13 protein-coding genes and 1 pseudogene are annotated in these 11,341 nt (G+C 71.7%); 6 read left to right on the plus strand and 8 right to left on the minus strand.

Annotated features, from left to right (window positions below; genetic code table 11):
- The first annotated feature begins 134 nt into the window (after positions 1-134).
- Positions 135-1,121: an Acg family FMN-binding oxidoreductase gene (locus ACZ6TB_RS00415; protein WP_465548957.1), complete on the plus strand. Its 987-nt coding sequence runs from the start codon at positions 135-137 to the stop codon at positions 1,119-1,121.
- 34 nt (positions 1,122-1,155) lie between these two features.
- Here the strand turns inward: ACZ6TB_RS00415 and ACZ6TB_RS00420 are convergent, their stop codons facing one another.
- A complete protein-coding gene (locus tag ACZ6TB_RS00420) occupies positions 1,156-2,082 on the minus strand; it encodes a LysR family transcriptional regulator (protein ID WP_465548959.1) in 927 nt (308 codons plus the stop codon).
- An 80-nt stretch (positions 2,083-2,162) separates the two neighbouring features.
- On the opposite strand from ACZ6TB_RS00420, the gene ACZ6TB_RS00425 reads away from it, so the two are divergent.
- On the plus strand, positions 2,163-3,185 hold the full coding sequence (locus ACZ6TB_RS00425; RefSeq protein WP_465548961.1) for a hypothetical protein: 1,023 nt from the start codon (positions 2,163-2,165) through the stop codon (positions 3,183-3,185).
- Here ACZ6TB_RS00425 and ACZ6TB_RS00430 read toward each other — a convergent pair.
- Positions 3,089-4,063 (minus strand): Acg family FMN-binding oxidoreductase, encoded by a 975-nt coding sequence (locus tag ACZ6TB_RS00430; RefSeq protein ID WP_465548963.1) that lies wholly within the window; start codon positions 4,061-4,063, stop codon positions 3,089-3,091. The genes ACZ6TB_RS00425 and ACZ6TB_RS00430 overlap by 97 nt on opposite strands.
- 207 nt (positions 4,064-4,270) lie before the next feature.
- Here ACZ6TB_RS00430 and ACZ6TB_RS00435 point away from each other — a divergent pair, with 207 nt between their 5' ends.
- Positions 4,271-4,963, plus strand: a complete 693-nt coding sequence (locus ACZ6TB_RS00435; protein WP_465548965.1) for a hypothetical protein — start codon at positions 4,271-4,273, stop codon at positions 4,961-4,963.
- On the opposite strand, the gene ACZ6TB_RS00440 is transcribed toward ACZ6TB_RS00435, so the two are convergent.
- Positions 4,914-5,402: a hypothetical protein gene (locus tag ACZ6TB_RS00440; RefSeq protein WP_465548967.1), complete on the minus strand. Its 489-nt coding sequence runs from the start codon at positions 5,400-5,402 to the stop codon at positions 4,914-4,916. The genes ACZ6TB_RS00435 and ACZ6TB_RS00440 overlap by 50 nt on opposite strands.
- Before the next feature lie 102 nt (positions 5,403-5,504).
- On the opposite strand from ACZ6TB_RS00440, the gene ACZ6TB_RS00445 reads away from it, so the two are divergent.
- Positions 5,505-6,272 carry a 2,3-bisphosphoglycerate-dependent phosphoglycerate mutase gene (locus tag ACZ6TB_RS00445; protein WP_465548969.1) on the plus strand — a complete coding sequence of 256 codons (768 nt, stop codon included), beginning with the start codon at positions 5,505-5,507 and terminating at the stop codon, positions 6,270-6,272.
- A 7-nt stretch (positions 6,273-6,279) separates the two neighbouring features.
- On the opposite strand, the gene ACZ6TB_RS00450 is transcribed toward ACZ6TB_RS00445, so the two are convergent.
- The 3 genes from ACZ6TB_RS00450 to ACZ6TB_RS00460 are packed head-to-tail and all read right to left on the minus strand — an operon-like array spanning position 6,280 to position 7,083.
- Positions 6,280-6,678, minus strand: a complete 399-nt coding sequence (locus ACZ6TB_RS00450) for a hypothetical protein (protein WP_465550264.1) — start codon at positions 6,676-6,678, stop codon at positions 6,280-6,282.
- Positions 6,602-6,937: a hypothetical protein gene (locus ACZ6TB_RS00455; RefSeq protein ID WP_465550266.1), complete on the minus strand. Its 336-nt coding sequence runs from the start codon at positions 6,935-6,937 to the stop codon at positions 6,602-6,604. The genes ACZ6TB_RS00450 and ACZ6TB_RS00455 overlap by 77 nt, the downstream gene beginning before the upstream one ends.
- Positions 6,886-7,083: a hypothetical protein gene (locus ACZ6TB_RS00460; protein WP_465548971.1), complete on the minus strand. Its 198-nt coding sequence runs from the start codon at positions 7,081-7,083 to the stop codon at positions 6,886-6,888. Before ACZ6TB_RS00460 ends, ACZ6TB_RS00455 begins: the two co-directional genes overlap by 52 nt.
- 324 nt (positions 7,084-7,407) lie before the next feature.
- Between ACZ6TB_RS00460 and ACZ6TB_RS00465 the strand changes: the two genes are divergently transcribed.
- Positions 7,408-8,232 carry a slipin family protein gene (locus tag ACZ6TB_RS00465; RefSeq protein WP_465548973.1) on the plus strand — a complete coding sequence of 275 codons (825 nt, stop codon included), beginning with the start codon at positions 7,408-7,410 and terminating at the stop codon, positions 8,230-8,232.
- 517 nt (positions 8,233-8,749) lie between these two features.
- Positions 8,750-9,427: pseudogene (locus ACZ6TB_RS00470) on the plus strand (family 65 glycosyl hydrolase); the annotation flags it as partial.
- Here the strand turns inward: ACZ6TB_RS00470 and ACZ6TB_RS00475 are convergent.
- Positions 9,349-10,404, minus strand: a complete 1,056-nt coding sequence (locus tag ACZ6TB_RS00475; RefSeq protein ID WP_465548975.1) for a patatin-like phospholipase family protein — start codon at positions 10,402-10,404, stop codon at positions 9,349-9,351. The pseudogene ACZ6TB_RS00470 and the gene ACZ6TB_RS00475 sit on opposite strands and share 79 nt — an antisense overlap.
- A gap of 50 nt (positions 10,405-10,454) precedes the next feature.
- Positions 10,455-11,333, minus strand: coding sequence for an alpha/beta fold hydrolase (locus ACZ6TB_RS00480; RefSeq protein ID WP_465548977.1), 879 nt, complete (start codon positions 11,331-11,333; stop codon positions 10,455-10,457).
- Positions 11,334-11,341: the final 8 nt, after the last annotated feature.

Raw genomic sequence — 11,341 nt, forward strand, 5'->3', positions numbered from 1 at the left:
CCGTTCGTCCCGCCGTTCGTCCCACTCGACAGGGGATCCGGGACCTATGCCTCTGACCGGGCAACCCGGGTGACGGGCAGGGTGACGACACCAGGTACCCATCACACCGAACTTCCGAATTCAGAGGTACGACCATGCAACGCCAGATCGCAAGGTCGACCGGTGACCTCTCATCGGCCTATGACCAGTCGCATTTGAGGCACGCCGCCGAGGCGGGTGTCCGAGCGCCGTCATTGCACAACAGCCAGCCCTGGCGGTTCCGGCTGCGAGACGGCGCGGTCGAGATCCGCCTCGATCCGGAGCGGCAGCTCGCGGCCGACCGCACCGGCTGGGCGGCCCGGCTGGCCGGTGGCGCCGCGACCTTCAACGCCCGGCTGGCGCTCGCGGCCGCGGGTCTGCCCCCGGTCGTGGAGCTGCATCCGGATCCGGCCGACGGGGCCCTCGTGGCCAGGCTCACCCCCGGCCGGCCACGACCGGCCACGTACGCCGAGGTGGACCTGCACGGGGCCGTTCCCCGCCGGTACAGCAACCGGGGACCGTTCTGGCCCGATCCGGTGCCGGCCGAGGTGCGTGTCGCTCTGCTCGAGGCCGCCCGCAGCGAATCCGCCTGGCTGGAGCTGCTGGTCGGCACGACCGCGCTCACCGCGTTCAGCGAGATCGCCTACAGCGCCGATCGTGTTCTGCGGCGGGACTTCCGCTACCAGGCCGAGCTGGCCGGGTGGACGCACGCCGACGAGGCGCCCGACGGGGTGCCGGTGCAGGCGGGCGCGCCGCACGCCGAGCCGCAGGACCTGCTGCCGCAGCGGTTGTTCGCCGACCGGCACCGGGTGTTCGGACGCGACTACGAGCCGGAGCCGCTCGTCGGCGTGGTCGGCGTGGCCGGCGATCGGGCCGTCGATCAGATCGCCGCCGGTCAGGCCATGCAGAAGGTGCTGCTCACCGCGACCGCGGCGGGCCTGGACACCTCCATGATCAGCCAGCCGATCGAGGTTCCGGCGGCCCGCGACCAGCTGCGCCGGTCGCTGGGCCGTGCCGGCTTCCCGCAGATCGTCATCCGGTTCGGCTACGGCACCCCAGGGCACCCCACCCCGAGACGCGACGTGGCCGACGTCTTGTCCTGACCCGGCCGGTGCGGGAGAGGGCGGGCCGGTCCGGTCAGGAAGCGCCGCGGTCACCCAGCGACGGCAGGTACTCGGCGCCGGTCAGCGAGATGAACTCCCACAACGCACGCGCGGCCGGGCCGGGCGGCCGATGGCCCGTGCGGACCAGCAGCCAGTGCCGGCGAATGGGCAGACCCTCGAGGTCGAGGACGGTGAGTCGGCCGTCGTGGACCTCGGCGGCGATGGTGTGTGCCGAGATCAGGGCGACGCCGAGGCCGGCCATCACGGCCTGCTTGATGGTCTCGTTGGAGGCCAGTTCCATGCCGATCCGGGGGTCGTGGCCGGCCCCGGCGAACATGGCGTCGAGATGCAGCCGGGTGCCCGAGCCGTGCTCGCGGACCAGCACCGTCTCCTCGGCGATTCGCGCGAACGGGATGCGCCGGGCGCCGGCCAGCGGATGCCGCGGCGGGGCGATCACGACGTACGGGTGGTCGCCGAAGACCTGCTGCTCGACGGCGAGTCCCTGCGGTGGCCGGCCCATGATGGCGAGGTCGACCGCGTAGTCCTCGAGGCGGGCGACGATCTCCTCGCGGTTGCCGAAGGCAAGGTCGATGAAGACCTTCGGGTACGCCAGGCGGAACGCGGCGATCAGGTGCAGGGCGAAGTACTTGGCGGTGCTGACCGCACCGACGCTGACCCGGCCGGCCTCGGCCGAGCGCAGCGACCGCAGGCCGTCCTCGCAGGCCGCCAGCTCGGCGCGGATCCGGGCGTGGCTCTCGGCCAGCAGTCTCCCGGCGTCGGTCGGGTGCTGCCCGTCGGGGCCTCGTTCCAGCAAGGGGAGCCCAGCCGCCCGTTCGAGCCGGCGCAGTTGCTGGGCGACGGCCGGACCGGTCAGGTGCAGCCGGGCGGCCGCTCCGGCCAGCGAGCCGGCGCGGATGGTCTCCGTGAGGAACTCCAGCTGACGAAGGGTCACGTCCTTCATGCCCGAAGCATAGTTTCACTTTGGTCGATGACAGAAAATGATGCCTTGGCTTTGCGTAGGCGCTGGTCACACACTCGGTAATGGCCATCGACCGGGTACCTCTCGCGCCGTCGCTGACCGAAGATCTTCACGCGTACGGCGGATTCAGCCGGCCCGCCCTGGCGGTGACCGACGTCGTCGCCCGGATCGCCGCGGCCGGCGCCACGCTGGCGCGCACGATGACCACCATGATCGCGAACCCCGCCGTGGCCGAGTCGATGGCCCGGGCCCGCTACGTGGCGGCGCTGGCCGGCGCCGACGTCACCGCCGTGGGCATGGCCGGCGAGGCCGCGCCGGTGCCGGTGACCCGCGACGGCAGCGTCGTGGTGACGCTGGTGGCGATGGACGAGCCGGCCAACCTCCGGGTCTGCGCGCCGGTCGGCACCATCTTCTCGGTGCTGCCGGTCACCGACCCGATCGGCGGCGGCCTGCTCCAGCCGGGCCGCCGGCAGCTGGCGGCCGGAATCATCCTGTTCGGCCCGGCCACCGTGCTGGTGCTCACCCTCGGGCACGGCACCGACGTCTACGTGCTCGGCCCGGACGGCTTCGCCGCGGTACGACGCGGGCTCGAGCTGCCGGTCGAGTCGAGCGAGTACGCGGTGAACGCCTCCAACGCCCGGCACTGGCACCGCGGCATCCGGTCCTACGTGGCCGACCTGGTCAGCGGCGGCAGCGGACCCCGGCAGCGGGACTTCAGCATGCACTGGCTCGGATCGCTGGCCGCCGAGGCGTACGGCATCCTCTCCCGCGGGGGCATCTACCTCTACCCGGCCGAGAACCAGCCGCGGCACGGGCGGGGCCGGATGCGCCTGGTCTACGAGGCGAACCCGGTGGCCCTGCTGTGCGAGCAGGCCGCCGGCGCCGCCACCGACGGGCGCACGCCGATCCTCGACCTGGTCCCGGCCGCGCTGCACCAACGGACACCACTGGTCTTCGGCTCCCGCAACAAGGTCGAGCGGGTGGGTCGTTACCTGGCCGGTCCGCCGGCGGGGCCCGAGGACCGGCCGGTGAGCAGGACCTCGTCGAGCGGACGCCGCGGCGTGGCCGAGGCCGGCCGCCCGTAGCCCACCCGCAGGATCACCTGCGCCCAGACCCCGTGGCCGGTGTCGGTCAGCAACTCGCGGATGGCGGGCACCTCGACGGGTTGGCTGATCGGGGTGGTGGCCAGGCCGAGCGAGGTCGCGGTGAGCAGGGCGCGTTGAAGCGCCTGACCGGCCCGTACCCAGTCGTGTGGCGTGTCCCCCCGGGTGGCCAGCACCATGATGGTCGGATACGGCTCGAAGGCCTCGGAAGGCCGGCTGAGCCGGGGCTGCAACAGCCCGAAGTCGCGCAGCGGCAGGGATTCCAGAGCGTCCCAGGGGCCGATGGCCGATGGCGGGATGCCGTCGCGGCGGCCGGTCACCGGCGCCGTCCACCGGGTGAGCTCGGCCCGGTACCCGCCCTTGGCTCGCAGCCTCCGGTCCGCCGACTGCGAGAGGTTGATGATCGCGTTACGAGCCACCGGCCCGGCCACACTGAGCACGGCCCGTTCCCGCCGCGCGGCCCCGACCAGCTTCTCCACGTCGTCGGCGGGCACGACCGACCGCGCGAACGGCCAGCGGTTGGTGTGCCGGCACGGAATCGCGGCCACGAGCGCCTCGGCCGCCGGCGTCGGGGCAGTCCGCCCTCCGGCCGTCACCGTCGCCACGAGGTCGGGCCGGGCCGGATCGGGAAGGATTTCCGTGCGCGGGACGTAACCGGCGCCGTCCAGCGCAAGCCGCAGCGTGAACAGCGCCGCGCCGACACTGATGAACAGCTCCCGGCCGTGCGGGTCGAGCACGTCCAGTCGCCGGCCACGGTCCGCATACAGCTGAACCGTGCGGCCCTGCAACCGGAAAATCCAGGGCTGGCTGTTGTGCAACGACGGGGCGGCGGTGGCCGCGCGCACGCAGTCCGTCAACACGCCACGCAATCGAGAAGAGGCCGTCCCGCTCATGGTCGCCTCCGATCAGCCGGCTGGTAGCACCACGTCCACCACACCCCATCGACGGCGTCCGCCCGTAGGGCCGATGGTCCCGGAACGAGGGTGGGGGTCCCGGGCACGTTCGCGATCCAGCGTGTCGCGAGCCGCCAAGTTGATCGTGGCTCGGGGTGGCGGCATGCTGACCGGGTGGCATCGCAAGGTCAGGCCCGGCGTGGTGAAGCGCGGCTGCCGTCCGCGCTCGTGGTCGTCGCGGCGATCGCGCTCTACGCGCTGCTGCCCGAGCAGCTGATCCTCGGTCCCCGCCTGGTCATTCCGGCGCTGGAGACGGTGCTGCTGGCCGCGCTGATCGTGGTGAACCCGCGCCGGATGACGCGGGACAACCGGTGGGAGCGGCTCGCGGCGCTGGCCCTGGTCGGGCTGATCGCGACGGCGAACGCGGTCGCGCTGGTGCTGCTGCTGCGGCAGCTGATCACCACCGGCGAGTCCCGGGCCGTCGAGCTGCTCATCGCGGCCGGTCAGGTGTGGCTGACCAATGTGATCGTCTACGGCCTGGCGTTCTGGGAGCTCGACCGTGGCGGCCCGGTCGCCCGCACCCACCAGGCCCGCAATCGGCTGCCGGCGGCCGACTTCCGGTTCCCGCAGGACGAGGACCACGACACCATCGACGAGGTACGGGCGGGTTCGAGCAAGGTCAGCGACTGGGTTCCGGCCATCGTCGACTACCTCTACGTGTCGTTGAGCAACTCGTCGGCGTTCAGCCCCACCGACACCATGCCGCTGTCCACCCGCGCCAAGATCCTGATGGGCATCGAGTCGACGTCCGCCCTGGTCATCTCCGTGGTCGTGATCGCGAAGGGGGTCGGCAGCCTGAACGCGTGACCGCGACGGCCCTCCGGCCGGCCGGCGCGCGCACCAGCGAGACGAGCTGCACGATGAGGCCGATCACGCTTCCCGCCATGCCGAGCAGCAGCAGCACACGGACGGTCGTCGTCCAGCCCGCGCTGCCGGCCAGGTCGAACGGGAACACCTGCCACAACCGGGCCATCGCGGCCAGGCCGATCGCGGTGGAGACCAGCCCGCCCACGGCCACCAGCCACCGGGCGTCGTACGCGAGGTAGATCAGATTGGCCGCCACGCCCGCCACGAGCGAAAGATTGATCAGTGGCAGGGCCCTGGTCAGGTCGGCGGTGAGGAACGGCACGGCGTCCCAGCCGGGCCGTCCGTTGATCAGATAGAGGAGCACGGCGTTCACGACTACGGCGATCGCATATCCGGTGCGCCGGGAGACGGGCTTCTTGCTGTCGATGCCGGTGGTCATCACAACCTCCGCGGCGAGCCACGGCTGATGCAGTTATCGTGTCCCGACCGTCCGCGGCCGCACAGGGCCGTTGGTCCCCCGTTCCCCGGAGGTGCACAGCGCATGTCGCGTACGGGTGGCGAAGGAGCCCTGCTCCTGCTGCGGCACGGGCAGAGCGTCAGCAATGCGGCCGACATCTTCACCGGATGGTCGGACCCGCCCTTGAGCGAGCTCGGCGTGGCGCAGGCCCGCGGCGCCGCGGCGGCCCTGCGGGACCTCGGCGTGTCGCCGACGAGCGTGCACACCTCCCTGCTGAGCCGCTCGATCGTCACCGCGGAGATCGTGATGGATGCGCTCGGCCGCGGATGGGCGCCGGTGCACCGCTCCTGGCGGCTCAACGAACGCCACTACGGCGCTCTCACCGGACGGGACAAACGCGAAGTCGCCGCCGAGGTCGGCGCTCCCCTGTTCCGGGCCTGGCGGCGGTCGTTCGCGGTGGCGCCGCCGCCGATGAACGACAGCACGGCCGCGGTTATGTACGCCGACGATCGATATCGTGACCTGCCCGGCGGTGCGCGGCCGCGCACCGAGAGCCTCGCCGACGTCTGGGCGCGGATGCGGCCGTACTGGATGGATGTCCTGTTTCCGCTGGTGCGCACCGGAAGGACGCCGCTGGTCGTGGGCCACGGCAACAGCTTGCGTGCCTTCGTGATGTTCCTGGAGGGGATGGGGGCGGCCGAGGTCGAACGGCTGGACATCCCGACCGCTGTACCGATGCGCTATCGGCTCGGCGACCGGGGTGATCCGGCTCCCGAGCCGGGCGGCCGCTACCTCGATCCGATCGGCGCCCGCGAACGGGTCCGGGTGGGACCGCCGGAACCGGGCCGATGACCGGTCGTCAGCTCAACCCGTACGACAGGGTGGCGTCTCCTTCGATCTCGATCAACCGGTTGTACTTGGCAACCCGCTCGCCCCTCGCCGGCGCCCCGGTCTTGAGCTGACCGCAGCCGGTCGCGCCAGCGAGATCGGCGATGAAGGTGTCCTCGCTCTCCCCGGAGCGGTGCGAGACCATCTGCGCCCAGCCGGCGTCCCGGCACCGGCGCATGGTTTCCAGTGTCTGTGTCACGGTGCCGATCTGGTTGACCTTGATCAGCGCCGCGTTGGCCGCCCGCCGGGTGATCGCCTCCGCGACGATGACCGGGTTCGTGACCAGGAGGTCATCACCGACCAGCTGCAATCGGTGACCGAGGCGCTCGGTGAGCCGGATCCAGCCGTCCCAGTGCGATCGCGACACCATCACGACCTGGCGTGTAGCCGGCGTCGGTGATCGCATCGACCAGCATGCCGAGCACGTCCTCGGGAGCGTCGATCTCGGGCGCGAAGCCGCCCACGTCGCCCAGGCCCGTGGCGAAGCCCTTGTCGGCAAGGCGGCGACGCAGGGAGGCGTAGACCTCCGCTCCCGCGCGGACCGCCGCCGCGAGGCTCGGCGCCCCGAGTGGCGCGATCATGAATTCCTGGAAGTCCAGACGATTCGGCGCGTGAACGCTGCCGTTGATGACGTTGAAATGCGGCTTCCGGTGGAGGCGCCGGACGGCACCCCGGCGCGTACGGTGCGGCCGTCGGGCAGCCTCACGGTCAGGGTCGGGCGACCACGGGAATCGAGCACTTCGATGGCTTTCAGGCCGGCGACAGCGAGTGTCACGGTGGGCTCCTTGAACCCGACGACGGGTGGCTTCCCTCTCGACTCTGCCCGGCGAACCATGCACCGTCAGGACCGGAAGTCTCCTGTCGCAGAACGATCATCGGGGCACCGCGTTCCGATACGCATGAGCTGAGCATCGCCAGTGCGGCAGCCGGGTCCTCGGCATGCAGCAGGGCGTGCGGCGAACGGCGTCGGCACACCGGCGGCATGCCAGCCAGGACCATCGGCCCTGGTTCGGCGGCGACGACGGGCCGAACGTGGACTTGTCACGCGCCGCCAAACCGGGCAACCAGCCCGGCGGGCATCGCGTCGAAGGAGTCCCCCATGAATGCCTGGGTCATCACCCTGATCGTCGCGGCCGTCGTCGCGGTCGTGCTGATTCTCTCGGTCCGCGTGGTGAAGCAGTACGAGCGCGGCGTCGTGTTCCGTCTCGGGCGCATCGTCGGCGCGCGGGATCCCGGCCTGCGCTTCCTCATCCCGATCGCGGACGTCATGCACCGGGTGTCGCTGCGCATCGTCACCATGCCGATCCAGTCGCAGGGCATCATCACCCGCGACAACGTCAGCGTCGATGTCTCCGCGGTCGCGTACTTCCGCGTCATCGACGCGGTCAAATCCGTCATCGCGATCGAGAACGTCAACGCCGCCATCAACCAGATCGCCCAGACGACTTTGCGCAAGGTCGTGGGCCAGCACAGCCTGGACGAGACGCTGTCCGAGACCGACCGGATCAACATCGACATCCGGCAGATCCTCGACACCAGCACCGTCGACTGGGGCGTCGAGGTCACCCTGGTCGAGCTCAAGGACATCCAGCTGCCCGACGCCATGAAGCGCGCGATGGCCCGCCAGGCAGAGGCCGAGCGGGAGAAGCGAGCGAAGATCATCAACGCCGAGGGAGAGTCGCTCGCCGCCTCGGCGCTGGGCGACGCGTCCGACACGATGATGGCCCACCCGCTCGCCCTGCAACTGCGCAACCTGCAGTCGCTGGTCGAGATCGCGGTCGACAAGAACTCGACGGTCGTCTTCCCGGCTCCGCTGATGAGCACGATCGGCGAGCTCGGCCGGTTCCTGGACCAGGAGTCGGCGGCCGCCCAGCGCCGCGTCGAGCCGGCCGCGACCGTACGTCCGATCAACGCGGCCAGCTGATCGGACGATCACCGTGCCGGGCCGCCGCCTGCCGACGGTCGGGGTCGAGGAGGAGTTTCTCCTCCTCGACCCGGCCGGAGGACAGCCCGTGCCGGCTGCGCCCGGCCTCGGCGGTCCGGCGATCGACCCGTGGACCGGCCGGGCCACCAGGGCCTGGAAACCTGGTTGACCGGCTGATGGATCGGATCGGACCGGTACTCGCCCGGCTCGGCGACGATCAGCCCGTACGGCCGGGACTGTTGACGATCGCGGCCCGCGGTACCGGCACCGACCGCCAGCGCAGCGCGTGGCGTCGAGCCAGCTCGCCGGCCGAACGGGTGGCCGAGCTGGCCGGGGCCACCTGCCCGGCGGCGACAGCGGCCCTGACCGCGCGCAACGCCCGCCCGCGCCGTCTGACACTGGCGCGGACGCCTCGGTCCGCGGCCGCCGCGAGATCGGCGACGCGGACGATGGCGCGTGGCCGGACGCAGCGGAGGATGGTGGTCGACATCGTTGTCCGGGCAAGCGGAGGCGCCCCGTGATCCGACATCCGGCCTACCCCGTCGAACCGTGGCAGGTGCGCGAGACGCACCTCGACACCCAGGTGCTCGCCCGGTCCGAATCGGTCTTCGCGCTCTCGAACGGCCACATCGGGCTGCGCGGCAACCTGGACGAGGGCGACCCGCACGCTCTGCCGGGCACCTATCTCAACTCGTTCTACGAACTGCGCCCCCTGCCGTACGCCGAGGGCGGTTACGGCTACCCGGAGTCGGGTCAGACCATCGTCAACATCACCAACGGCAAACTGATCCGGCTCATGGTCGACGACGAGCCCTTCGACGTCCGGGACGGCCGGCTCCGCCGGCACGAACGGGTCCTCGATCTGCGCGACGGCGTCCTGCGCCGCGAGGTCGAATGGGAATCCGCCGCCGGACGTGCGATCCGCGTCCACTCCACCCGCCTGGTGTCCTTCACCCAGCGATCGATCGCCGCCATCGAATACATGGTCGAACCGGTCGACGCCGCGGTACGGGTGATCGTGCAGTCCGACCTGGTGGCGAACGAGCCGTTGCCCGGGCCGCTGCGGGATCCGCGGGTGTCGGCGGTGCTGCGGGCCCCATTGCGGGCCGAGGAGCATCACGCGACCGGCACCGGCGCGTCGCTCGGGCACATCACCCGCGAGAGCGGCCTGCGAGTCGCGGCCGCCATGGACCACCTCCTCGACGGGCCGCCCGGCATGCGGCACACCACCGACTCGCGTCGTAACGCCGCGGCAATCGTGGCCTGCGCGGTGTGCACCACTTCGTGGCGACGCCGGCCGTCCATCAGGTTGATGCCCATCGCCGCCAGGTCGGCGGGGCCGGGCGTCAGAACGGTGACCCGGGCGCCACCCCGCTCCACCTTGCGCCGCTCACGGTCGAGCTGGGCGGTGAAAACCTGTCGCACGGCGCGCTCGGCCCGCACGGAGGGCCGCAGCGCACAGTCGGTCTCCCGGCTCGCCATCGGCGCCAGCACGAAAACCTCGTCGAGCCGCTCGTCATGCAGCAGGTCGAGTGAGGCCGCCGACCGGACGCCGCCGTCGACGTAGCGACGATCGCCGATCCTGGTGGGTTGATGCCAGCCAGGGATCGAACAGGACGCGACCACCGCGTCCGGCAGAGACGCCGCGGGCTCGCCGGGGCGGCCGAAGACGACCCGCCGGCCACACTCGTAGTCGACGCCGACGATCCACGTGCGGCGCTCGGGCCACCGATCGGGGTCGTCCGCCACCAGCGCCTGCACGTACCGCCGGAGCGTGCGGTGCTCGGAGCGTCCCTGCGGGACCAGGGCGCTGGCCAGGACGGTCGGATGAACGCTGTGCGGCGCCAGCGCCGCCGTCGCCAGCAGACGCGCCGACCCGAGCCGCAGCCGCGGTGGCGGCGGAAAACGACCGGAGTCGTGCTCGAACTCGTGGGCGCCCGGCAGATGCTCGCTACCCTCGCCGAGCTGATGCGCGACGAGCTCGGCCGGCGTGAAACCGTGCCGCAGCGCCGCCGCCACGATGCTGCCCGCGCTGGTGCCGATGATGACATCGACCTCGTTCAGCGGACGGCCGATGCGCTCCTCGACGGCGGAAAGGCCGCCGATCGTCCACGCCGCGCCGAGCGTTCCGCCCGCGCCCAGCACCAGTCCCACCCGTTTGCCGTTCGCCATGTCGCACCACCCCCGCAGACCCCTGTGACCTGAGGCACATGGTGCCACGCTCAGCGCGCCGGCGACCACCGCCCGGCCACCGCGGCGACCTCACCGACGATGTCCGGTTGCAGCTCAGCGGGCAGATCATGGCCCATGCCGGGGTAGGTCACCAGCTTCGAGCCGGCGAGCACGCGGGCCGTGGCACGGCCGCCGGACGGTCGCACCAGCGGATCGGCGTCGCCGTGCACGACCAGGGCGGGAACGTGCAACCGGCGCAGCATCGGCCGGCGGTCCATCGCGGACATGATCGCCGCCAGCTGCCGGCGGATGCCGCCCGGGTCGTGCGCCAGGTCGAAGGAGCGGGCCGCGGCCGCGCGGATGGCGGCCTCGTCGTGCGGGTAGGCCGGTGAGCCGATGATGCGGAAGACGCGGACCATCCGCTCGGCCGCCGCTTCGCGATCCCGCACCGGACCGCCCAGCAGCACCGGCAGTACGTGCGGGCCCGGCCGGCCGATCCGTGGCGAGGGGGTCGAGGAGATCGAGGTCAGGCTGCGCACCCGCTCGGGATGCCGGCCCGCGAGCGTCTGCGCGATCATGCCGCCGAGCGACACCCCGATCACGTGCGCACTCCCCCAGTCCAGCGCATCGAGGACCGCCATGGCGTCGGCCGCCATATCGGCCAGGCCGTATCCGTCCCAGCGCCGGGCGAACATCGCGGGAATGGACGGGGTACCCAAGCCGGTCAGGTGGGTGGAGCGGCCGGCGTCCCGATTGTCGAAGCGGGCGACCCGGAAGCCGCGCTCGGTCAGCAGACGACGGAACGACTCGGGCCAGAAGTCCATCGTCAACCCGAGACCCATGATCAGCAGAAGCGGCTCACCCTCCGGCGGACCCGCCACCTCGTACGCGATCTCCAGCTTGCCGTGTCCCGCCATGCTCGTGGTCATGTTTCCAG

It is taken from the genome of Actinoplanes sp. NPDC051537 (genome assembly GCF_055586105.1).

Coding starts and splice junctions, on each gene's coding strand:
- ACZ6TB_RS00415 (WP_465548957.1), top strand. CDS start 135: ATGCAACGCCAGATCGCAAGGTCGACCGGTGACCTCTCATCGGCCTAT.
- ACZ6TB_RS00420 (WP_465548959.1), bottom strand. CDS start 2,082: ATGAAGGACGTGACCCTTCGTCAGCTGGAGTTCCTCACGGAGACCATC.
- ACZ6TB_RS00425 (WP_465548961.1), top strand. CDS start 2,163: ATGGCCATCGACCGGGTACCTCTCGCGCCGTCGCTGACCGAAGATCTT.
- ACZ6TB_RS00440 (WP_465548967.1), bottom strand. CDS start 5,402: ATGACCACCGGCATCGACAGCAAGAAGCCCGTCTCCCGGCGCACCGGA.
- ACZ6TB_RS00445 (WP_465548969.1), top strand. CDS start 5,505: ATGTCGCGTACGGGTGGCGAAGGAGCCCTGCTCCTGCTGCGGCACGGG.
- ACZ6TB_RS00450 (WP_465550264.1), bottom strand. CDS start 6,678: ATGGTGTCGCGATCGCACTGGGACGGCTGGATCCGGCTCACCGAGCGC.
- ACZ6TB_RS00465 (WP_465548973.1), top strand. CDS start 7,408: ATGAATGCCTGGGTCATCACCCTGATCGTCGCGGCCGTCGTCGCGGTC.
- ACZ6TB_RS00475 (WP_465548975.1), bottom strand. CDS start 10,404: ATGGCGAACGGCAAACGGGTGGGACTGGTGCTGGGCGCGGGCGGAACG.
- ACZ6TB_RS00480 (WP_465548977.1), bottom strand. CDS start 11,333: ATGACCACGAGCATGGCGGGACACGGCAAGCTGGAGATCGCGTACGAG.